21 protein-coding genes are annotated in these 19,072 nt (G+C 68.7%); 13 read left to right on the top strand and 8 right to left on the bottom strand.

Annotated features, from left to right (window positions below; translation table 11 throughout):
- Nucleotides 1-51: 51 nt before the first annotated feature.
- A complete protein-coding gene (locus tag K3F48_RS10750) occupies nt 52-1,737 on the bottom strand; it encodes an outer membrane beta-barrel protein (protein WP_222575437.1) in 1,686 nt (561 codons plus the stop codon).
- Between the two features lie 88 nt (nt 1,738-1,825).
- Nucleotides 1,826-2,086 carry a DUF2312 domain-containing protein gene (locus K3F48_RS10745; protein ID WP_255608839.1) on the bottom strand — a complete coding sequence of 87 codons (261 nt, stop codon included), beginning with the start codon at nt 2,084-2,086 and terminating at the stop codon, nt 1,826-1,828.
- 245 nt (nt 2,087-2,331) lie between these two features.
- On the opposite strand from K3F48_RS10745, the gene K3F48_RS10740 reads away from it, so the two are divergent.
- The 3 genes from K3F48_RS10740 to K3F48_RS10730 all read left to right on the top strand — a co-directional run bounded on the left by K3F48_RS10740 (nt 2,332) and on the right by K3F48_RS10730 (nt 5,210).
- Nucleotides 2,332-2,793, top strand: a complete 462-nt coding sequence (locus K3F48_RS10740) for an RDD family protein (protein ID WP_222575436.1) — start codon at nt 2,332-2,334, stop codon at nt 2,791-2,793.
- 133 nt (nt 2,794-2,926) lie between these two features.
- The gene (locus K3F48_RS10735) at nt 2,927-3,658 is read left to right on the top strand and encodes an arginyltransferase (protein WP_222575435.1); all 732 of its coding nucleotides are present in this window, start codon (nt 2,927-2,929) and stop codon (nt 3,656-3,658) included.
- Nucleotides 3,659-3,920: 262 nt separating this feature from the next.
- A complete protein-coding gene (locus tag K3F48_RS10730) occupies nt 3,921-5,210 on the top strand; it encodes a murein L,D-transpeptidase (RefSeq protein WP_222575481.1) in 1,290 nt (429 codons plus the stop codon).
- A gap of 110 nt (nt 5,211-5,320) precedes the next feature.
- Here K3F48_RS10730 and K3F48_RS10725 read toward each other — a convergent pair whose 3' ends face one another.
- A complete protein-coding gene (locus tag K3F48_RS10725) occupies nt 5,321-5,749 on the bottom strand; it encodes a hypothetical protein (protein ID WP_222575434.1) in 429 nt (142 codons plus the stop codon).
- Nucleotides 5,749-7,605 carry a methylmalonyl-CoA mutase family protein gene (locus tag K3F48_RS10720; RefSeq protein ID WP_222575433.1) on the bottom strand — a complete coding sequence of 619 codons (1,857 nt, stop codon included), beginning with the start codon at nt 7,603-7,605 and terminating at the stop codon, nt 5,749-5,751. Before K3F48_RS10720 ends, K3F48_RS10725 begins: the two co-directional genes overlap by 1 nt.
- Nucleotides 7,606-7,797: 192 nt before the next feature.
- On the opposite strand from K3F48_RS10720, the gene K3F48_RS10715 reads away from it, so the two are divergent.
- Genes K3F48_RS10715 through K3F48_RS10685 form a run of 7 tightly spaced genes read left to right on the top strand, consistent with a single transcriptional unit; the run spans nt 7,798 to nt 13,428 of the window.
- The gene (locus tag K3F48_RS10715) at nt 7,798-8,073 is read left to right on the top strand and encodes a phosphopantetheine-binding protein (protein ID WP_222575432.1); all 276 of its coding nucleotides are present in this window, start codon (nt 7,798-7,800) and stop codon (nt 8,071-8,073) included.
- Nucleotides 8,074-9,327: a beta-ketoacyl synthase gene (locus K3F48_RS10710; RefSeq protein WP_222575431.1), complete on the top strand. Its 1,254-nt coding sequence runs from the start codon at nt 8,074-8,076 to the stop codon at nt 9,325-9,327.
- On the top strand, nt 9,317-9,733 hold the full coding sequence (locus tag K3F48_RS10705) for a hypothetical protein (protein ID WP_222575430.1): 417 nt from the start codon (nt 9,317-9,319) through the stop codon (nt 9,731-9,733). The genes K3F48_RS10710 and K3F48_RS10705 overlap by 11 nt, the downstream gene beginning before the upstream one ends.
- Nucleotides 9,730-10,152, top strand: coding sequence for a MaoC family dehydratase (locus K3F48_RS10700; protein ID WP_222575429.1), 423 nt, complete (start codon nt 9,730-9,732; stop codon nt 10,150-10,152). The genes K3F48_RS10705 and K3F48_RS10700 overlap by 4 nt, the downstream gene beginning before the upstream one ends.
- Nucleotides 10,149-10,940: an SDR family oxidoreductase gene (locus K3F48_RS10695; RefSeq protein ID WP_222575428.1), complete on the top strand. Its 792-nt coding sequence runs from the start codon at nt 10,149-10,151 to the stop codon at nt 10,938-10,940. The genes K3F48_RS10700 and K3F48_RS10695 overlap by 4 nt, the downstream gene beginning before the upstream one ends.
- The gene (locus K3F48_RS10690; protein ID WP_222575427.1) at nt 10,937-12,121 is read left to right on the top strand and encodes a glycosyltransferase; all 1,185 of its coding nucleotides are present in this window, start codon (nt 10,937-10,939) and stop codon (nt 12,119-12,121) included. The genes K3F48_RS10695 and K3F48_RS10690 overlap by 4 nt, the downstream gene beginning before the upstream one ends.
- Nucleotides 12,122-12,126: 5 nt before the next feature.
- Nucleotides 12,127-13,428, top strand: a complete 1,302-nt coding sequence (locus K3F48_RS10685) for a glycosyltransferase (RefSeq protein ID WP_222575426.1) — start codon at nt 12,127-12,129, stop codon at nt 13,426-13,428.
- Between the two features lie 15 nt (nt 13,429-13,443).
- Here the strand turns inward: K3F48_RS10685 and K3F48_RS10680 are convergent, their stop codons facing one another.
- Complete coding sequence (locus K3F48_RS10680; protein ID WP_222575425.1) at nt 13,444-13,920, bottom strand: DUF3617 family protein; 477 nt, start codon at nt 13,918-13,920, stop codon at nt 13,444-13,446.
- 248 nt (nt 13,921-14,168) lie between these two features.
- Here K3F48_RS10680 and K3F48_RS10675 point away from each other — a divergent pair, with 248 nt between their 5' ends.
- From K3F48_RS10675 to K3F48_RS10665, 3 genes are all read left to right on the top strand, one after another.
- Nucleotides 14,169-14,357, top strand: coding sequence for a DUF3008 family protein (locus tag K3F48_RS10675; protein WP_222575424.1), 189 nt, complete (start codon nt 14,169-14,171; stop codon nt 14,355-14,357).
- Nucleotides 14,358-14,626: 269 nt separating this feature from the next.
- Nucleotides 14,627-14,911: a hypothetical protein gene (locus K3F48_RS10670; RefSeq protein ID WP_222575423.1), complete on the top strand. Its 285-nt coding sequence runs from the start codon at nt 14,627-14,629 to the stop codon at nt 14,909-14,911.
- Between the two features lie 43 nt (nt 14,912-14,954).
- Nucleotides 14,955-15,188 (top strand): hypothetical protein, encoded by a 234-nt coding sequence (locus K3F48_RS10665; protein WP_222575422.1) that lies wholly within the window; start codon nt 14,955-14,957, stop codon nt 15,186-15,188.
- Between the two features lie 33 nt (nt 15,189-15,221).
- Here the strand turns inward: K3F48_RS10665 and K3F48_RS10660 are convergent, their stop codons facing one another.
- The 3 genes from K3F48_RS10660 to K3F48_RS10650 form a co-directional block, all read right to left on the bottom strand.
- Nucleotides 15,222-17,048 (bottom strand): ATP-binding protein, encoded by a 1,827-nt coding sequence (locus K3F48_RS10660; protein ID WP_222575421.1) that lies wholly within the window; start codon nt 17,046-17,048, stop codon nt 15,222-15,224.
- Nucleotides 17,045-17,746 (bottom strand): response regulator transcription factor, encoded by a 702-nt coding sequence (locus K3F48_RS10655; RefSeq protein WP_222575420.1) that lies wholly within the window; start codon nt 17,744-17,746, stop codon nt 17,045-17,047. The genes K3F48_RS10660 and K3F48_RS10655 overlap by 4 nt, the downstream gene beginning before the upstream one ends.
- A gap of 255 nt (nt 17,747-18,001) precedes the next feature.
- Nucleotides 18,002-19,072 carry a formylglycine-generating enzyme family protein gene (locus K3F48_RS10650; RefSeq protein ID WP_222575419.1) on the bottom strand — a complete coding sequence of 357 codons (1,071 nt, stop codon included), beginning with the start codon at nt 19,070-19,072 and terminating at the stop codon, nt 18,002-18,004.

The following is a 19,072-nucleotide window of genomic DNA, read 5'->3' as shown; positions in this document are numbered from 1 at the left end:
TCCCTCGCCCCGAGGAGCCTGCGGCGCGGGCGCCGCGCGACGGACGCCCGGTCACGGCTCGAAGCGCAGCCCCGCCATGATCACATTGGCGGTGAAGCTCGAATTCTGTCCGGCCGTGCTCTCGAGATGCTGATAGAAATAGCTCGCCTTGATCGCGATGGCGCGCGTGATCTTATACTCGAGCCTGACGCCCGCGGTGACGACGCGCTCCAGCGTGTCGCCGCCCTGATAATTATTGGTCTGGAAGCTCCCCGTGCCGGTGATGGTGAAATTGCGCCGCAGCGCATGCACGACATCGAGCGTCACATTGCGCGAGAGCACGCCGGCGGCGCCGGCGAGCGTCGTCTCGGAGAGGGTGGTGCCGGTGCGCAGAGTGAAGGTGGTCAGGGGCGTCGCCGAATAGATGAGCGCCGCGTCGACGATGGGACCGCGCAGCCGCGGCAGGCGCGCATCGGCATAGTCGCGCTGCGCATAGCCGCCGGACGCCTCTCCGCGCAGGAGATCGGTGATCTTGAAGGTCGTCCCGATGCGCGCCTGGGCGCCGGTGCTGTCGCGCGCATAGCCATAAGGGTCGAGCCAGGAGTCATGAACCCGGCGGTCGAGCGTCGCCTCGGCATAGGGCCGCAGGTTCGGCGTCAGCTCATAGGACACGCGCGGATTGATCCCATAGGCGTTGTAGCTCGTGCCTGCGAGATCGAGCACCGAGCCGTCGTTGTAATAGGCGTTTTGATAGAGCCAGCGATCGAAGGAGCCGCGCAGGGTCGTGTCGAGGCGGCCGAAGCTCTGCGTCACGCCGACGGCGGTTCCGAGCGAGACGATCAGCGGGCGGTTGATGACGACGACGTCGGTCTGGCTGCTCGCGAGGCCGGGCGCGCCGGGGCGCTGCGTATCCAGCGAGAAGCGCCCTTCGAATTTCACCTTGGTGTCGCGCGCGATGTCATAGCGATAGAGGAAGTCGCCGACGCCGTCCGGCCGGTCGGCGTTCTCCACGCTGAAATAATCCACATATCCGAGGCGCAGATTGGCCTGCACGTCGTCGCGCATCCAATCCGAGCGCAGCCGCAGCCCGACGTCGACGCGAGCGAATTTCGAGCCTTGCACGTCCTGCGCGAGGCGGTTGGGATTGGAGTCATAGCCAAAGCTCGGCTCGGCGTAAGCGAAGAGCCGCAGCGAGCCGACGCCGAACCCCAGCGCGCCGTAGGGATCGGGCTCGAGCCGAGGTTTTGCTCGCGGCGGGAGGAAATCCGGCAGCGCCACCGTCGGCGGCGGCGGCCGCTCCGGCAGCTGCAGCGTCCCGCGCAGCCCGAGCCGCAGGGCGCGAACGCGCCGGCGCGCCGCTTCCTTTGCCTCGACCGAGGTCTGATAGGGCTTCAGCCGGGGCAGGGGATGCGTCGGCGAGAAGGGCGGCGGCTTCAGCGCCTGCGGCGGCGGATAGGGCCTCGGCAGCTGCGTCCGGGGGCGGGGCAGCCCGTAATTGGGCGCGCCGGGCGGCGGCGCCTCGGCTCCGCGTCTGAGGCTCGGCGCCAGCGTCTGCTGCGCCTGTGCGGGCGTCGGCGCCTCGGCGCCGGGAATGGGCGGGACCGTCGGCAAATCGCGCAGCGGCGCGATATCGAGCGAATTGGGCGACAGCGTCTGGCCGAGCGCCGGGCGCGGCGGCGCGATCGCCGCCGGCGTCGCCAGCGACAGAACGATCAACGTCGTGGCCGCTGCGCGGCTCTCGAACCTTGCGGAAGACACTCGAATCCTCGCGCGGACGCCCAGCGGGGCGCGCCGAATTCGAGCGTTAAGGAGTTATGGTTAACGGAGGCTTACCGACAGACTCGCGTCACTCGCCGAGGGCGGCGAGGTAGAGATCGAGAATCTCCTCCTCCTCCCGTCGCTTGTGCTTGTCCTGGCGGCGCAGGGAGATGATCTTGCGCATGATCTTGGGGTCGAAGCCCGTGCCTTTGGCCTCGCCATACACGTCCTTGATGTCGTCGGCGATGGCGCGCTTTTCTTCCTCGAGCTTCTCGATGCGCTCGATGAAGGCGCGCAGATGGCCGCCATTGACCGTATTGCTCGACATGTCGACCGTATCGCTGGACATGAGGCCTCGTCTTCCGGTTTGTCTCGCGGCGGGGCCGCCTCGCGCCCGGCGCGCGTGTCGCGGTCCGCGCGTCGCTGGACCCCGAGCCGTCGGGCTCGCATTCCGCCAGTCTGGCGCGAGCCATGCTACGAGGCGCCGGCGCCGTCAAGCGCGGGGGCGATTAATCCCCGCTTTCCCCGCACGCGGCTTGAATATTGGTTGCGGCGCGCCGACATTTCGGGCTCGCTCGGAAGGACAGGACTGCCATGTTCGACGCCGGCGGCGACGGCCGCTTCTACTCACATCCGCACACTCTCGTCCCGCGCGAGGCGCTCGACGGCGTGCGGACCCGCCGGATCGCGGCCCTGTGCCTGGACCTCGTCCTGGTGACCTTTCTCACCGGGATCCTGTGGCTGGCGCTGTTCGTGCTGAGCTTCGGCCTGTCGGTCTTTCTGCTGCCGCCGCTCTTCCCGCTCGTCGCCTTTTTTTACAATGGCTCGACCGTCTCCGGCTGGCGCATGGCGACGCTCGGCCAGCGCGCCATGGACCTCGAGGTGCGGCTGATGAGCGGGGAGCCTGCGCCATTTCTGAACGCAGCCGTTCACGGCGTGCTGTTCTATGTCACCTGGCTGTTCCCGCCGCTGCTGCTCGTGACGTTCGTCACCCCGGACAAGCGTTGCCTTCACGATATCCTCGCCGATGTCATCGTGCTGCGGCGGGTGGTTTGAGCCGCCCCTTCTCGCAAAACGCTTGGCGCGGCGCCGCGCTCGATTCTAATATGTTTCGAATATGCCCGGGCGGCCTGCGCTGGCCGGCGTCGGAGGAAGCGGTATATCGATTCCGCCACGAGGACGAATAAGCGTGACGAGAGAGCCCCGCGACGCGCCGCAATTTTACCTGACCTCCCCCGCGCCCTGCCCCTATCTGCCGGGACGCGAGGAGCGCAAGGTCTTCACTCATCTGATCGGCCGGCGCGCGCCGGCGCTGAACGACACGCTCACCCAATCGGGCTTCCGCCGGTCGCAGACGATCGCCTATCGGCCGGCCTGCGAGACGTGCCGGGCCTGTGTCTCGGTGCGCGTGCGGGTCGACGAGTTCGACCTGTCGCGCAATTTGAAGCGGGTGAGGAAGCGCAACGCCGATGTGACGGCCGAGGCGCGGCGCCCCCATGCGGGCGCCGAGCAATATGCGCTGTTCCGCGCCTATGTGGGCGCGCGGCACAATGACGGCGGCATGGCCGATATGAGCATGGTCGACTATCAGATGATGGTCGAGGACAGCCATGTGGAGACCCGGCTGATCGAATATCGGGTCCCGCGGCCGGGTGGCGGACCGGGCCATCTCGTCGCCTGCTGCCTCACCGACTATCTCGCCGATGGATTGTCGATGGTCTATTCCTTCTATGATCCGAACCGCGACGAGCGCTCGCTCGGCGCCTTCATGATCATCGATCATGTGGAGCGGGTCCGCCGCGCCGGCCTGCCGCATCTCTATCTCGGCTATTGGGTCGAGGGCTCCCGCAAGATGGACTACAAGGCCCGCTTCCTGCCGCAGGAGCGTCTCGGGATGGACGGATGGAAGCGGGTGGGGTGACGCTCCTCCCGTCGGGAATCGAAGCGGCGCTCATGTCTCGAGTCGAGGCCGACGGCGGGGACGCAAGCGCCGTCCGCGTCACAAAATCGCCGGACTATTCGGCCCTTCTTAACCGAACTGCCGTAAATCGAACTCGCGTGTCGCGCTTCGCCCGGCGCGGGTGACGCCGGCTCTGCGGCCCTATCGGGAATTGGAGCTTCTGGTGCGTAGATTTTCATCCTCCGCCTTCACGCCCTTTCGCGCATCCGTCCTCGCCGCGGCGATGGGCGCGCTCGCCGGCGCCGGCTCGCCCGGCGCGCTCGCCGCCGGGGACAACTACAGCGGTCAGGCCGAATGGGCGCAGCGCTACGACGCCGACCCACGCCTCACCGTGTCGCGCTCGACGACGCCGATCCTGTCGCCGCAGACCGTCGCCGCGACCGAGATGGCGATCACGCAGATGCAGGACATCGTCGCGCGCGGCGGCTGGCCGATGACGCCCGCCGGCCAGCAGCTGCGGCTCGGCTCCAACAGCCCGGCGGTCTCCATCTTGCGGCGTCGCCTCATCGTCTCCGGCGACATCGGGCCGGAGACGGGAACGAGCCCGGTGTTCGATTCTTATGTCGAGGCCGCCGTGCGCCGGTTCCAGGCGCGGCACGGAATCAACGCGACCGGCGTCGTCTCGCAGCAGAGCTTCGTTGCGCTCAACGTGCCGGCCGAGACGCGCCTGCGCCAGCTCGAGACCAACCTCATCCGCCTGCGCAGCTTCTCGCGCGATCTCGGCAATCGCTACGTCACCGCCAATATTCCCGCCGCCTCGGTGGAGACGGTGGAGAACGGCTATGTCGTCACCCATCACATCGCCGGCGTCGGCAAGATCGACCGCCAGTCGCCGGTGATGCAGACCAAGGCGATCCAGATCAATTTCAATCCGTTCTGGACCGTGCCGGCCTCGGTGATCCGCAAGGATCTCATCCCCAAGATGCAGGCCGATCCGAACTATCTCACCGCCAATCACATCCGCGTCTACAACAAGGACGGGGTGGAGCTCGCGCCCGAGCAGATCAACTGGAACTCGCTCGAGGCGATGAACTACAAGTTCCGTCAGGATACGGGCGGCGACTTCAACTCGCTCGGCGTCGTGCGCATCGACATCGCCAATCCTTACGGCGTCTATATGCACGACACGCCGGCCAAGGGCATTTTCGGCGACGACTTCCGCTTCGTCTCCTCGGGCTGCATCCGCCTGCAGAACGTGCGCGACTATGTCGCCTGGCTGCTGAAGGAGACGCCCGGCTGGGACCGCGATCATATCGACGAGGCGATTCGTTCCGGCGAGCGCGTCGATGTGAAGATCACGCCGGCCGTGCCGGTCTATTGGGTCTATGTGACCGCCTGGGCGGCGCCGGACGGGGTGATCCAGTTCCGCGACGACATCTATCAGCGCGACGGGCTCGGCCTCGCCTCGGCGGTCATGGCGCCGCAGCCGACCGCTCCGGCGACCCCGGTCCCGCAGCGCCAGGCGGCGCGCTCCGCGCGGCCGTACCCGGTGTTCGGCGAAGACGAGAATTGAGGCGGAGGCGCCTTATAGAGAGCGAAGACTCGCGAAAAGGTCGAGCCGCGCCCCTTCTCCCGCAAGCGGGAGAAGGGGGAACGCGCGCCTTTTGACACTGTCGAAATCTCTTACCGCCCCGCGCGCTCGGCGCCGCCACGTTGGGCGCGCCAGGCGCCGCCGCATTTATCGGTCGAGGAGGACCAGGCCCCCGAGCCCGAATTGCCGCGCAGATGACCATGCGCGCGCGCCACATGCCCGTCCCGCGAGGTGAAGCGCGTCATGATCGCGCCGTCGCCTTCCACATAGCCCCAATGCGCCATGCGTCCAGCGGCGAGCGCCGCCGCTCCGGCCTGCGTGCCGACCAGCAGGTCGTCGCGAATCTCGATCGATTCGGGCAGCAGTCCGGGGCAGGCGCCCACCGTCACGCGCGCCTCGAAAACCCAGGCGCCGTCGTAGCGGCCCGCCTCCGGCGCGGCGCCCGCGCTCTCGCGCGGAGCGGCGAGCGCGCCGCCCGCGAGAACCATCGAGCCCAGAACAGAAACAACGATCCCCCGCATCACCCGGCCTCTTCGAACGCACGTTGCAAGGTCTCGAACATATCGCCGCCGGCGTAAATAAATTCTGCGATTCCCGCCGATCGCAGACGCGCCTCCAGCTCGCCGGGCCGTCCGGCGAGATAGACTCGCGCTCCCGCGCCGGCGAGCGCGCGCGCGGCTTCCTCCGCGCGTTCCGCATAGATCGCGTCGGAGGAGCAAAGGCACGCGAGCCTGGCGCCGCTCGCGCGAAACAGCGCGGCGATGTCGGAGTCGTCCTCGCCGAACACCGCTTCGACGCCGCCGGCCTCGAAGAAGTTCTTGGCGAAATTGGCGCGCGCCGTATAGGCGGCGACGGAGCCGAGATTGGCGAGGAAGACGCGCGGCCGGGCGCCTGTCTCGGCGAGCGCGGCGTCGGAGCGCTCGCGCAGGCCCTCGAACGGCTCGGCGAGCCGGCGCGGCCGCAGCGGCGCCGAGCGGACCGCCCCGTCCGGCGCCGGGGCCGCGAGCCGCGCCGCGTCGAAGGGCGCGAGCGTCGCCACCGGCGCCTCGCCGATGTCGGGAAACTCATTGGAGCCGGTGATCTTGTCGCGCGAGCGCGCGACATTCCGCGCCCTCTCGCCCGAAAGATCGGCGACGCGGCCCTGCAGAGCGCCCTTCTCCAGCGCCGCCGCGAGCCCGCCTTCGGCCTCGATCTTCTGGAATTCGCTCCAGCCGCGCTCGCAGAGCGCCTCGGTCAGCGCCTCCATGCCGCCGGCGCCGGCGGACGGATCGTCGACGACATGCACATGCGATTCGTCCTGCAGCACGAGCTGCGTGTCGCGCGCGAGCCGGCGGGCGAATTCGTCCGGCGTTCCGAGCGCCTGGGTGAAGGGCAGCACGGTCACGGCGTCCGCCCCGCCGATCGCCGCTCCGAAAGCGGCGAGCGTCGCGCGCAGCAGATTGGTCCAGGGATCGCGCCGCGTCGCCATGCGCCAGGCGGTCTCGGCGTGGATGTAGATCGGCGCGGGCGAGAGGCCGCAAGCCTCCTCGACGCGCGCGAAGAGGCGCCGCAAGGCGCGGAGCTTGGCGATGGTGACGAATTGGTCGGCGTCGGCGGCGAGGCGGAAGGCCAGAAGCGCGCGCGCCGCGTCCAGCGGCAGGCCGCCGGCCTCGAGAGCGCGCAAATAGGCGAGGGCGGCGGCGAGCGCGAAGCCGAGCTCCTGCGCCTCGGAGCCGCCGGCCGCGTGAATGACGCGCGCGTCGGCGAAGGCCGCGCCGAAGCGGAATCCGGCCTCCGCGACACTGCGGACGCTGCGGGCGAAGGCGCCCGAATGCTCGGCCCAGGGGCCCGGCAGGAAGCCGTGCAGCGCCTGCGCGCCCAATGGATCGAAGCCGAAGGCGACGCGGGTGATCGAGGGCTCGATATGGGCGCGGTCGAGCAGGCGCCGGACGGCGTCCACGGCATTGGTCGCGCGCGGAGAAAATTCGATCAGCGCCGGAACGCCATAGTCGAAGTGAACGGCGTCGAACAGATGGGCCACGCCCTCGTCGCTGTCGTCGAGAACGCCGCTTCCATAGGCGCCTTGGGCGCCCGCGAACACGATGTGCAATCCGTCGGCGCCGCCTTCGAGGTCGTCGAGCGCGAGACGATTGGCCGCGGCCGCCTCGCCATGGTCGACGCGGGCGAGGATGGACCAGCGGCCGGGGGCGGCGCGCAGCGCGCGCGGGCCGGGCGCGGCCGTCCGCGAATAGAGCGGCGAGATGGCGATTCCGTCATAAGTCTTGGAAATCAGCTTTTCGAACGGCGCTCCCTTGAGCGCGCGATCGACGATTTTGCGCCAGTCCTCCTCTTTTCCCTGTGGAAAGACGCCGGCCAGCGGCGCATCGTGCAAAGTCATGAGCGAGCCTCGAAGGGTAGTCGGTTCGAGCCGTCTTCTTACATGAAGCGCGCCGTGCCGCGAGTCCTATCGGTAGCGCTTCGCTCGGGCCGGGCTTTCTTTTCCGGGCCGGGCGCCTTAACGAGGATTACAGCGCCGCCTCCACGGTCCGGGGCGGCCGGCGCGGCTGAAACACCCTGAACGGAGGTGGACGTGGCAGATGATCCGCAGGAGAAGGCCAAGCTCGTCGAGGAGATCATCGAGGTCATTGCGGCCGAGGGAATGGTCGACCGCACCAAGGTGACCCCGGACGCGACGATCGAGAGCCTCGATCTGAAGTCGGTCGACATCGTCATGATCCTCACCGCCCTCGAGGAAAAGTTCAACGTCTACATTCCGATGGACGGCTCGCTGCAGGACGCCAAGACGGTGGAGCAGCTGATCGGCGCCATCGCCGAATATGTGATGAAAGAGCGAGAGAAGCAGTAAATGGCCGCTTCCGGGGGCGCCGGCGAGCGTCGCGTGGTGATTTCCGGCATGGGGGCGGTGTCGGCGGCGGGCGTCGGCGCCGGGGCGTTGTGGGCGGCGGCGCGCGACGGCGTCCCGCAGATCCGACCGTTGATAACGCCGCATCCCTATGACGGACGGGTCAAATTCGCCGCGCAAGCGCCCGATTTCGATCCGGCCGCGCATATCGACGCGAAGTTCCTGCCCTTCTGCGATCCGTTCACGCAATTCGCGCTGGTCTCGGCCGACGAGGCGGTCGCGCAGGCGGGCCTCGGCCGCGACGAGCTCGCCGGCCCGCGCACCGCCGTCATCATCGGCTCCGGCATCGGCGGGATGACGACCATCGACAATGGTCTCTATCGTTATTACACGCAGTCGATCCGCCCGGACATGCTGAGCGTGCCGCGCCTCATTCCGAGCGCCGCGCCGACCACTCTCGGCATGCGCTATTCCTGCAATGGGCCGACCTTCTCGATGGGCAGCGCCTGCTCCTCGGCGAGCCAGTCCGTCGGGCTCGGCGCGCAGATGATCCGGCTCGGGCTCGTCGACCGCGCCATCGTCGGCGGCGCGGAAGCCTGCGTCATCAATGGCACCATTCGCGCCTGGGAAGGGCTGCGGGTGCTGACGCCCGATCTCTGCCGGCCCTTCTCCAAGGGCCGCAACGGCATGAATCTCGGCGAGGGCGCCGCGGTGTTCCTGCTGGAGACGCTGGCGGCGGCCGAACAGCGCGGCCATGCGCCGCTCTGCGAGGTCGCGGGCTATGGCACGACCAGCGACGCCAAGGATTTCGTGCGTCCCGATCTCGACGGGGTCGCCAATTCGATGCTCGCAGCCCTCGACGACGCCGGCCTCTCGCCGGACGCGATCGATTATGTGAACGCCCATGGCACCGCGACCCACGCCAACGACATCACCGAGGCGGCGGCGATCGTGCGGGTTTTCGGCGAGCGCGCGGCGCGGCTGCCGGTCTCGTCCACCAAGCCCATTCACGGACATGCGCTCGGCGCGAGCTCGGGGCTCGAGCTCGTCGTGACGATCGCGGCGCTGCGCGAGGAGATCGCGCCGCCGACGATCAACTTCCTCGACTATGATCCGCGCTGCCCGATAGACGCCGTGCCCAACGAGGCGCGGCGCGTTCCCATGCGCGTCGCGATGACCAATTCCTTCGCCTTCGGCGGCATCAATGTGGTGCTGATCGTGCGCGCGCTCGACCGCGGGGGCGCGCATGGCCATTGAGCCGGCGAGCGACGACATCCGCCTCGGCCCCTTCCGCGTCGTCGCCGACGAGGAGCGGGTCGCGCGCTATCGCCGCGAGGCCGGCTTCGCCGACACGCTCGAGAAGATCGTGCCGGTCGCCTTTCCCGCCGTCTGGATGACGACGTCGGAGATCGGCGAGGCGATCCGCGCCGCCCTCGCCGCCGAAAACGCCATCGCCGTCCACGAATCGCAGGATTTCCGCTATTGCGCTCCACTGCGCGTCGGCGAGAGCTATGATCTCACCGTCTCGATGCGCCGCGAGGCCAGTCCGCCGCGGCTCGTCGTGAATGCGTTCGTCGCGACGCAAGGCGGCGAGGCGCGGCTCCACGCCGAGGCGCTGCTGCGCATCGTGCCGCGCCCGGCGGCGCTGGAGGGCGCTCTGTGAGCGGCCTGCGCCTGCCTTGCGTCGGCGAGCGCCTGCCCGATCGGCGCATCGGCCCCTTCGACGCCGCGGCGCTCGAAGCCTATGCGGCGGTCTCGGGCGACGACAATCCGATCCATCTCGACGAGCGGCTGGCGCGGGCCGTCGGCTTTCGCGCGCCGCCTGTTCATGGCATGAAGCTGCTGGCGGCCTTCGAGCCCATGCTGCTCGCCTGGCGGCGCGATCTCTTCCTCGCCCGCTTGTCCGGAAAGTTCGTGCAGCCGGTGACGCGCGGCGAGGCGGTGACGCTCACCGCCCGCGTGCTCCGCGCCTCCGAGCAGGAGGGGGTGTTCTTGCGGCTTCTGGCCAGCGGCGAATCTCGGGCGCCGACGATCGTCGGCGAGGCGCTGATGACCTTGCCGAAGCGGGTGGGGGGACGATGAAGACGAGGCGCATCCTCATCACCGGCGCGTCGAGCGGCATCGGCCGCGCGCTGGCGCTCGGCTATGCGCGCGAGGGGCGCAGCCTCGCGCTCTATGGCCGCGACGCCGGACGGCTGGAGGAGACCGCGGCCGCCTGCCGCGCCGCCGGCGCCGAGATCGACACGACCATCGCCGATGTGCGCGACCGCCACGGCATGGCGGCGCGCATCGCCGAGTCCGACGCGCGCGCGCCGCTCGATCTCGTCATCGCCAACGCCGGCGTCGCCACGGGCCTCGCGTCCGGCCAGATCGCCGAGGATCCGGACGCCGTGCGCGGCCTGCTCGCGATCAATGTGCATGGCGTGTTCAACACGGTGGAGCCGGCCGTGGCGGCGATGACGGCGCGGCGCAAGGGGCAGATCGCCGTCGTCGGCTCCATGGCGGGCCTGCGCGGTCTTCCCTATTCGCCGGCCTATTGCGCGAGCAAGGCGGCCGTGCACCTATATGCGGATTCGCTTCGCGGCGCGCTGGCGCCGCATGGGGTCGGCGTCAGTCTCATCGTGCCGGGCTTCGTGACGACGCCGATGACGGCCAGGCTCGACGCCTGGCAGCCGGGACGCGTCAGCGACGCGAAGGCCGCGGAGATCATCATCCGTGGACTGGAGCGCCGTGCGGCGGTGATCGCCTTTCCGCTGTTCGTCTATTATGCGATGAAGCTGTTCGCGTGGCTGCCGCCCGGCGTCATCGATTCGGCGATGCGCCGATTCGACGTGACCGTGCCGCAAACCCTCGAGCGGGAGGAGCCGTGATCGACAGTTTCGCATTGCCGTTCCTCGTCTTCTGCGTGATCTTCTACGCGAGCTCGGTCGGCCTGCTGTTCGTGTCCGTCCTTGCGGCGATCATCCACCCCTGGATCGTCGAGCGGCGCGGGTCGCGCAAGGACCGCCCTCCGGTGTCCGTCGTCTTGCCGGTGAAGGCGTGCGAGCCGGGCTTCGCCAAGGCGCAGGAGTCGGCGCTCGCGCAGAATTATCCACAATTCGAGGCGATCGCCTCGGCGACCGAGGCCTCCTCTCCCGCCGTCGAGGCGATGCGCGGGATTTTCGCCCGTCATCCGCATGTCCCCTCCCGCGTCGTGCATTCGACGGCGCGCTTCGCGGCGAGCCCCAAGGTCGACAATCTGTTCCGGCCCTTCAACGACGCCGAGAACGACGTGATCTTGATGAAGGACTCGAATGTCATCCTCGAGCCCGGCGATCTCGCCGAGGCGATGCGCCATTTGAAGGAGGGCGTGGGGCTCGTCTGCGGCATCTATTATGCCGCGCAGGCGGAGAATTTCGCCGCGCAGGTCGAGGCGGCGATCCTGAACGGCCCGCATCAGCGCATGTTGTTCACGACCTCCGTGCTCGGCGGCGGCTTCGGCGTCGGCAAGATCATGCTGTTCCGCCGCGGAGATTTTCTGCGCGCCGGCGGATTCGCCGCGATCGCCCACACGGTCGGCGAGGACAATGCGACCGCCAAGGCGCTGAAGAAGATCGGTCTGCGCACCGTCTTCTCGCATCGTCTCGTCCGCCTGGAGGTCGGCCGACGCAATTTCCGCGACGTCTATGATCGCCAATTGCGCTGGTTCGTCGTGCGCCGCAACGACGAGATCCTCTCCTTTCTCGCCGAGCCTTTCTGCCAGGCGCTGCCGGCCGTCGCGGCCTCGCTGGCGGTCGCGCCGCTGGTCGGGCTCGCTCCGCTGGTCGGGGCCGCTGCGACCCTCGGCCTGTGGCTCGTCATGGAGCGGCTGTTGTGCCTCGCCAAGGGATGGCCGCTCTCGTCGGCGTCGCCTGTTGTCTTTCTGGCCCGCGAGGCGACGATGCTGGCCGTATGGCTGCACGCCTGGACCGCGAGCAAGGTCGTCTGGGCGCAGGCGACGATCGACACGCGCACGGCGGGAGGCGAGACGGCCGTTCCGGCTCCGCATTCCGTCGCCGAAGAAGAAGGATAAGGCGCTTGATCATCGCACTTCTGCAGTTTCTCGCCGATTGCGTCTGCCTCACGGCGGCGCTGATCCTGATCCTGATCGGCGCGGGCTTCATCGCGATCATCGCCCGCTTTCTGTTCGATCAATTGCGCGGCGTGAAGGACCCGGAGGCGATCGCTCTTCCCGAGGACGAGCTGCCGCATGTGCTGCTGCAAATCCCCGTGTTCAACGAGCCGGCGGTGACCGAGCAGGCCTTGCGCTGCGTCGCGCAGCTCGACTGGCCGCGCGACCGGCTGCACATTCAGCTGCTCGACGATTCGACCGACGAGACGCCCGAGCGCGCCGAGGCGGTGGCGCGCGAGCTGCGCGCGCAGGGCGCCGACATTCTGCATGTGCGCCGCGAGGATCGCTCCGGCTTCAAGGCCGGCGCCTGCGCCGCGGGCCTCGCCCTGTTCGACGCTCCTTATGTCGCCATGCTGGACGCCGATTTCCGCCCGCCGGCCAATTGGCTGAAGCGCACCGTGCCGCTGCTGGTGAAGGACGAGCGCGCCGGCTTCGTGCAGTCGCGCTGCGAATTCGCCAATTTCCGCAAGAACTGGCTGACGCGCGCGCAAGGTCTCGTGCAGGACGGCCATTTCCTCATCGAGCAGCGCACCCGCGCGCGCGCCGGCTGGCTGTTCCAATTCAACGGCACCGGCGGAATCTGGCGCCGCGAGACGATCGAGGCGTCGGGCGGCTGGTCGGATTATTCGCTGTGCGAGGATCTCGATCTCACCGTGCGCGCCGCGCTCGGCGGCTGGCATGGCGTTTTCGTCACCGAGCCGCCGATTCCGGGCCAGGTGCCGGAGGAGCTGCGCGACTTCCGCCGCCAGCAGCGGCGCTGGTCCAACGGCTTCGTGCAAGTGGCGCAGAAAACGCTGCTGCCGCTGTGGCGCGCGCCCTGGACGCTGACCCAGCGCATCGCCGCGATCGTGCTGATCGTGCATCAGATTTTCTTCCCGACGGCGGCGCTCGGCCTCATCGCCCTCATGCTCGGCGCGCTGCTGCGCGGCTCGCTCACGCCCTATCTGCCGGTGCTGAAATTCATCGGCATCGAGACGGCGATCGTCGTCCTCGGCTTCACCCTGCCGCCCTATCTCGCGCTGAAGCGCGGCTCCTTCGTCGATTATGTGAAGACGATGCTGTCGGTGCCGCCCTTGATGATCTATCTCGCCTTCTCCAATGGCGCGAAGATTTTGCAGACGATGCGCGGCCGCAAATCGACCTTCAAGCGCACGCCCAAGATCGAAACCGCCCCGGCCGCGCCGACGCAGGTGCGCGAGGCCGAGTGAGAGCGGCCGACGGCCTCAGCGCTCCTTGGGACAGTCGGGGCCGAGGAATTTCGCGTCGATGGTGAAGCCGGAGCCCGGCGCCGCCGTGCCATCGGCTCGCGTAAAGGTCGTCTTCGCCTGAGCGCGGTACCAGCTGGTGAAATCTCCGGTGAACAGCAGGCTCGTCACCTCGCGCCCGCCCGCGCGGCCGCAGGAGATCGTGACGATCCACTGGTCATTGGCCGATTCGACCACCGGCTTCGCGCAATTTTCCTCGACCGGCCCGACGAGGCCGTCGCCGGCCGCGATGCAGACCTCATGAGCCTGCAGGCCGATCTCGGGCGAGAGGGTGGAGATGCGCCATGATCCCGGCCGGCGCCGGGGCAGGTCCGAGCCGCTCGTCTGCGCGGGCTGCGCGCCGACGCTCGCGGCGAGCGACAGAGTCGCCGTGACGGCCGCGAGGCGCGCAAAGCGCCGGCGCGGCGCGTCGCCCCTGTGATCTCTGGTCGGCATTGGTCTCGCCCCTCGGCGTTCGTCCTCGGCTCGCTTTGCTCCGGACGCGATGCAATTGCAAGCGCCGCGGCCGGTCCGCCGCACGGGCGCATCATGGCTCGTGGGAACTTTCGCGCTCATCGCGGGTTCGTCGATCGGACCTTCAGCGGGCCGGAACCGCTCGGGCGGCGCGGCGCCGCAATGGCCGACACGGTCGGGGGGCCGCCTTCATCCTGAACCGCAGTCCGAGCAAAAAAGAGGGACGAACGATGCCAGCGAAATCGAAGGCTCAGCAAATGGCGGCCGGCGCGGCTCTCGCGGCCAAGCGCGGCGAAAAGAAGAAGAGCGAGCTGAAGGGCGCATCGAAATCGATGGTCGAATCGATGAGCGAGACGCAGCTTCACGATTTGGCTTCGACGAAGCGCAAGGGCAAGCCGGAGCATAATGCGAAATCGTGAGCCGGCGGCCGTATTGCGCGGCGCGCGCCAGAACGCCCGGCCTCGGCCTGCAACCGCGGCCTATTCGGCCTCTCGATCGTCACGCCACGCAACAGATGCGGAAGAGCTCATAGGCGACACTTTTCTGCTTTATCAGCGAGTCGGCCCATCCCATGTACATGGGATGGGCCGACCGCCCGTCGATTGCTAGAGAGGGACGAATTCGAGATCACCCTCGAGTTCCGCCCGCGCCGCCTCGCGCGCTGTTCTCATCGCCTCGGGATTTTTACATGATCCGTCCGCTCTCCGTCCTGGCCGTGGCCGCCGCCATGCTCGCTCTGTCCCCGACGTCCTCGCTCGCCGATCGCGCCAAGGCCGACGCCTGCGCCGCCGGCCTCTCTCCCGACGCCAAGCTGATCTACTCGTCGATCATCGGAAAGATGGCGCCGGGCGTCGATCTCGTCGCGACCGTGAAGTCGCAGGCGCGCTCCCTCGTCATGGCCGGAAAGCTCGAGCGCGCCCAGGCGCGTTCCGCCGCTCAGTCCGCCGGCGCCTGCCTCGAGCAGGCATTGTGATGCGCCGATGCGCGAGCGGCCGATCGGGAAAAGGAGATCGACGATGACAACACTCATGCTGCGTTCCGGCTTTTGCATCCTCGGTCTGGCGATGGCGATCACGCCAGCGGACGCCGTCGTCTACTGCAAATATGCCGGTGTGCCCAAAGGCTGCGTCGCGCGGCCCGGAGCAAGGATCGCGCCGGCGCCGCGCGTCGTCAGACACGGGGCCGTCGTCGTTCGGCCCCGCGGCGGCGCCAATCTCGGAGGCCCCGTCAATCGTATCGGCCCTCGCTGAGGGCGCGGCGACCGCCTCGTCGTCGCGCGCGGTTCATCCGTTGAGATCTGGCAACCGAGACGGCAGCGTGATCGTCACGCGCGTTCCGGCGTCGAAAGCGCGGATCTCGAGGTCTCCGCCCAGTCGCCGCGCGCGTTGGCGCATGTTCTCGACGCCCCAGCCGGCCGAGGCGCCGATGGCGAAGGGTCGGCCGTCGTTCTCGATGGTGATCACCGCGCCATCGGGCGCCCGGCCGGCGCGGATCACGATGCGCCGGGCCGGGCCGTGCTTGATCGCATTGGTGACCGCCTCCTGCACGATACGGAGAATCATCAGCGCATTGCCGGGCGTGACGCCGGTCACTTCCGCGAGCCCGTCATTGGACCAGCAGAGGTCGACGCCGATGCGCGCGAGCCGGGGGGCGAGCCGCTCACGCAGGGTCGCGAGGGCGAGCGGCAGTTCATGGTCCTCGAGATCCAGAGAGTTTATGACGAGCCGCAGATCGTCGAGCGCCTCCCGCGCGATCTGCTCGATAAATCTGGCGTCGGCCGGCGAACGCTCGGCCATGGCGATGATGGAAATCAGGTGCCCGCTGATTCCATCGTGCAGATCGCGCGTCAGCCTCTGGCGCTCCTCTTCCCGGACCAGCCTCGCCGCCTCCCGGCGTTCCTCCAGATGGAGCGCCGCCAGTTCCGCCTCGCGCTCTTCGAGCCTCGCATTCAGATGCTCGTTCGCACGATCGAGCTTATCGAGGCTCAGCGCCAGGCTTCGCATCAAGATGACGAGCAAGGCGGCGAGCACGAGCGGCCGCGCATAGGGCGCGATCACGATCTCGCCGTCGAAAAAGCCGAACAGCATGCCGGCGTCGCGAGTCTGGAACCATGCCAGAAGGAAGACGGGCGCCAGCAGCAATCCCGCGTCGGCGCTATGACGCCGGACAGCTCCCCAGGCGAGGACGACCAGAGCGACGGCGACCGCCGCCAGATTGAGAGCCACGCCGACCGCCGCGACGGTTTCTCTGGAGATCGCGCCGGCAACCAACGCCGAGCTCAGGACGACCGGAATCGCGGCGGCGGCCGCCGCGAGCGCGAATGGCGGACGCCGGCCGAGCAGACCGAGGGCGACGCCGATGGTCGCGAGGCCGGTCGCCGGAAGAAGCGCGATGATATGCGGCCGAATGAAGCTGCGATTGCTGTCGAGCTCCACGATCAGACCGGCCGACACGATCAATGTGAGCAGGGCCGCCGCGGCCAGCCAGGCGAAGAGACGGTCCCTCGGACGATAGAGATAAGCGATCAGAATGCCGATCGCGAACAGCGCCTGCGCCGCCAGCGCCGCCACCTTCAAATGTGTCTCGATCAGATTGCGGAGCTTGAAAGCGGGAGCGAGCGCCGATCCGCCGCCGACGAAGACTCGTCCCATGCGCGCCGGAATGATCGTCTGCGACTTCTCGAAAGTGAAGGCCAATTCATTGGAGCCGGCGCGCAGCAGGGAGCGCGGCAGACGAACGAGCAGTGAGCCGCGCATGATCGGGTCCGCCCAGATCCTGCGAAGGTCGCTGTCGTAGATCGGCTCTCCATTGAGCGATAATGCGAAATCCTGTCCCGTCGGGGGAACGAGCAGGAACAGCGGCTCTCCCGGCGGCGACGCCAGATCGACGCGCAGCAGATAAGCAACGCGCTCCGCCGCAGCGAGGCGGCGCTCCGCCGCGCTCGGCGGAAGGCGAATGTCGCGCATGGAGCCGCTCTCCAACCGCAGGACGGCGCGATCGACGACGATGGCGTCGGCGGGCTCGGGGAGAATGGCGAAGGAGCCGGCGATCGCCGCGCCCAAGGCGGCGACAGCGAGGATCGCGCCGCCGAGCCGATGCCGCCGGCTCATAGTCGGATGAGGCCTCGGCGCGACGCTTCGTAGACGGCTTCGGAACGGTTGTTCGATTGCAGCTTGCGGTAGACGTTCTTGATGTGCGCGGGCACGGTCTGCCGCGAAATCTGCAGATGCGCCGCCAGTTCGGCATAGGTGAGGCCTTTGGCGATGCCGCGCAATATGTCCATCTCGCGCGGCGTGAGGCGTTCCGCCGCAGTTGGCGCATCCTGCTCGCGCGCCGGCGCGTGACCGGATATCCGGCGAATGATCGTGCGGGCGATCGTCGAGGAGATCGGCGAACGGCCCGCTAGAAGATCGGCGATGGCGTCGAGAATATCGATCGGATCGCTATCCTTGAGGAGATAACCGGAGGCGCCGGCCTCGATCGCCTCGATGACGCTGCGATCATCGGCCAGCGCCGATATCACCATGGCTTCCGCCTCGGGATGCGCGGCGCGCAGAAGGCGAATTGCTTGAACGCCGTGCCCATCCGGCAGCTTGAGATCGGTGACGAGAAGATCGACGCCCCGGCTGTCGATGACCGCCGTCGCCTCCGCCAGGGTGGAGCAGGCCGCGAGCAATTCGCCGTGCGGCCAAGCGCCGATCACCCGGGCGAGCCGCTCGCGGATCGGCCCATCGTCCTCGACGAGCAGAATGCGGCAGCGAGGCGGAGTCTCGCTCTCTCCGGTCGCGCGCGCCGGCGGCTCTCGCATGTTCTCCCTCCCGTCGCACTGCGCTTTCGTGCTCGAAGCCTCATCCATGGAGCCGTCCGAACGACGCTGCGACGCCTGCTCACTCAGGATGTAAGACCATTCTGCGCGAAGCTACACAGCGAGCCGATCTAAGCAAGCGTGGCGCCCTAAATCCGGCAGCCGCCCATATGCAGGCCGCGGGCGCGGCGGACTGGACTGGTCGAAGCGATCGGCGGACGCGACGGGACGGGACGAGATCACATCGCCGCGCGCGGCTCACGGAGCAGGCGGCGGGCGCCCGCGCAAGACGGTGCGGAAGCCGAGGTGCGAGGCGCCGAGGTCGATCTCGTGCGGCTGGCGGGCGGCGGGGCGGTAGCGGCCGCAGTAGTTGGACGAGCAGAGCCAGGAGCCGCCCTTGATCACCCGAGCGGCGAGGGCCTCGTCGCCGCCAGGGCTGCGTGTCGGACCCTGTGGATCGCGGCTCGCCTCGGCGGCGTGGCCGGGGGCCCACCAGTCGCCCGTCCATTCCCAGACATTGCCGGTCATGTCGAACAGGCCGAGACCATTGGGCGCGTAGCAGCCGACCGGGGCGAGGCCGTGGAAGCCGTCGGAGGCCTCGTCGAAGACCGGGAACGCCCCCTGCCAGCTATTGGCCATGTAACGTCCGTCGGGACGGACCTCCGAGCCCCAGGCGTAGGGCCGGCCCTCTAGCCCGCCGCGGGCGGCATATTCCCATTCCGCCTCGGTCGGCAGGTCGCGGCCGAGCCAGTCGGCATAGGCGCGGGCGTCGCGCCAGGCGACATGCACCACCGGTTCCGCGTCCTTGCCGTCGATCGAGGTGCCGGGGCCGCCGGGATGGCGCCAGTCGGCGCCGTGGACGTAACGCCACCAGCTCTCGGGTCGCGAGCGGCCGGGGTTCGTCGTCGGCATGACGAAGACCATCGAGCCCGGCGCGATGAGCTCGGCGGGCAGGCCCGGATAGTCCTTCGGGTCGAGGCCGGTCTCGGCGACGGTGCGCCAGCCGGTGGCGGCGACGAAGGCGGCGAACTGAGCGTTGGTAACCTCATGGCGATCGATCCAGAAGCCGCCGACCGAGACGCGGTGGGCCGGGCGCTCCTCCGGATAGAAGTCCTCCGAGCCCATGAGGAACGCCCCGCCGGGCGCCCACGACATGCCGGCAGTGAGGGCGCGGGCGTCGCCGGCGCCGAAGCCCTTGGGCTTGCCGGCATAAGCGCGGCAGAGACGGGCCTGCGGGTCGATGGCGCGCGCCTGCGACATCGCCAGCGCGAATCCGACCGCCGTCGCAACGGCGATGAGCGACATGGCGCGGGCGGCGGCGTGGGCCAT

This window comes from Methylosinus sp. Sm6 (assembly GCF_019802345.1).
In the GTDB taxonomy this organism is placed as follows: Bacteria; Pseudomonadota; Alphaproteobacteria; order Rhizobiales; family Beijerinckiaceae; genus Methylosinus.
Note: the sequence above shows the minus strand (reverse complement) of the source record. Positions and strands in the feature narration are given on the sequence as shown.

Excerpts from the sequence above, each read along its gene's own strand:
- K3F48_RS10710 (WP_222575431.1), top strand. The coding sequence starts at position 8,074 with ATGGCCGCTTCCGGGGGCGCCGGCGAGCGTCGCGTGGTGATTTCCGGC.
- K3F48_RS10720 (WP_222575433.1), bottom strand. The coding sequence starts at position 7,605 with ATGACTTTGCACGATGCGCCGCTGGCCGGCGTCTTTCCACAGGGAAAA.
- K3F48_RS10705 (WP_222575430.1), top strand. The coding sequence starts at position 9,317 with ATGGCCATTGAGCCGGCGAGCGACGACATCCGCCTCGGCCCCTTCCGC.
- K3F48_RS10655 (WP_222575420.1), bottom strand. The coding sequence starts at position 17,746 with ATGCGAGAGCCGCCGGCGCGCGCGACCGGAGAGAGCGAGACTCCGCCT.
- K3F48_RS10670 (WP_222575423.1), top strand. The coding sequence starts at position 14,627 with ATGATCCGTCCGCTCTCCGTCCTGGCCGTGGCCGCCGCCATGCTCGCT.
- K3F48_RS10740 (WP_222575436.1), top strand. The coding sequence starts at position 2,332 with ATGTTCGACGCCGGCGGCGACGGCCGCTTCTACTCACATCCGCACACT.
- K3F48_RS10680 (WP_222575425.1), bottom strand. The coding sequence starts at position 13,920 with ATGCCGACCAGAGATCACAGGGGCGACGCGCCGCGCCGGCGCTTTGCG.
- K3F48_RS10745 (WP_255608839.1), bottom strand. The coding sequence starts at position 2,086 with ATGTCCAGCGATACGGTCGACATGTCGAGCAATACGGTCAATGGCGGC.
- K3F48_RS10695 (WP_222575428.1), top strand. The coding sequence starts at position 10,149 with ATGAAGACGAGGCGCATCCTCATCACCGGCGCGTCGAGCGGCATCGGC.
- K3F48_RS10675 (WP_222575424.1), top strand. The coding sequence starts at position 14,169 with ATGCCAGCGAAATCGAAGGCTCAGCAAATGGCGGCCGGCGCGGCTCTC.
- K3F48_RS10650 (WP_222575419.1), bottom strand. The coding sequence starts at position 19,072 with ATGGCCCACGCCGCCGCCCGCGCCATGTCGCTCATCGCCGTTGCGACG.
- K3F48_RS10730 (WP_222575481.1), top strand. The coding sequence starts at position 3,921 with ATGGGCGCGCTCGCCGGCGCCGGCTCGCCCGGCGCGCTCGCCGCCGGG.
- K3F48_RS10665 (WP_222575422.1), top strand. The coding sequence starts at position 14,955 with ATGACAACACTCATGCTGCGTTCCGGCTTTTGCATCCTCGGTCTGGCG.
- K3F48_RS10725 (WP_222575434.1), bottom strand. The coding sequence starts at position 5,749 with ATGCGGGGGATCGTTGTTTCTGTTCTGGGCTCGATGGTTCTCGCGGGC.
- K3F48_RS10660 (WP_222575421.1), bottom strand. The coding sequence starts at position 17,048 with ATGAGCCGGCGGCATCGGCTCGGCGGCGCGATCCTCGCTGTCGCCGCC.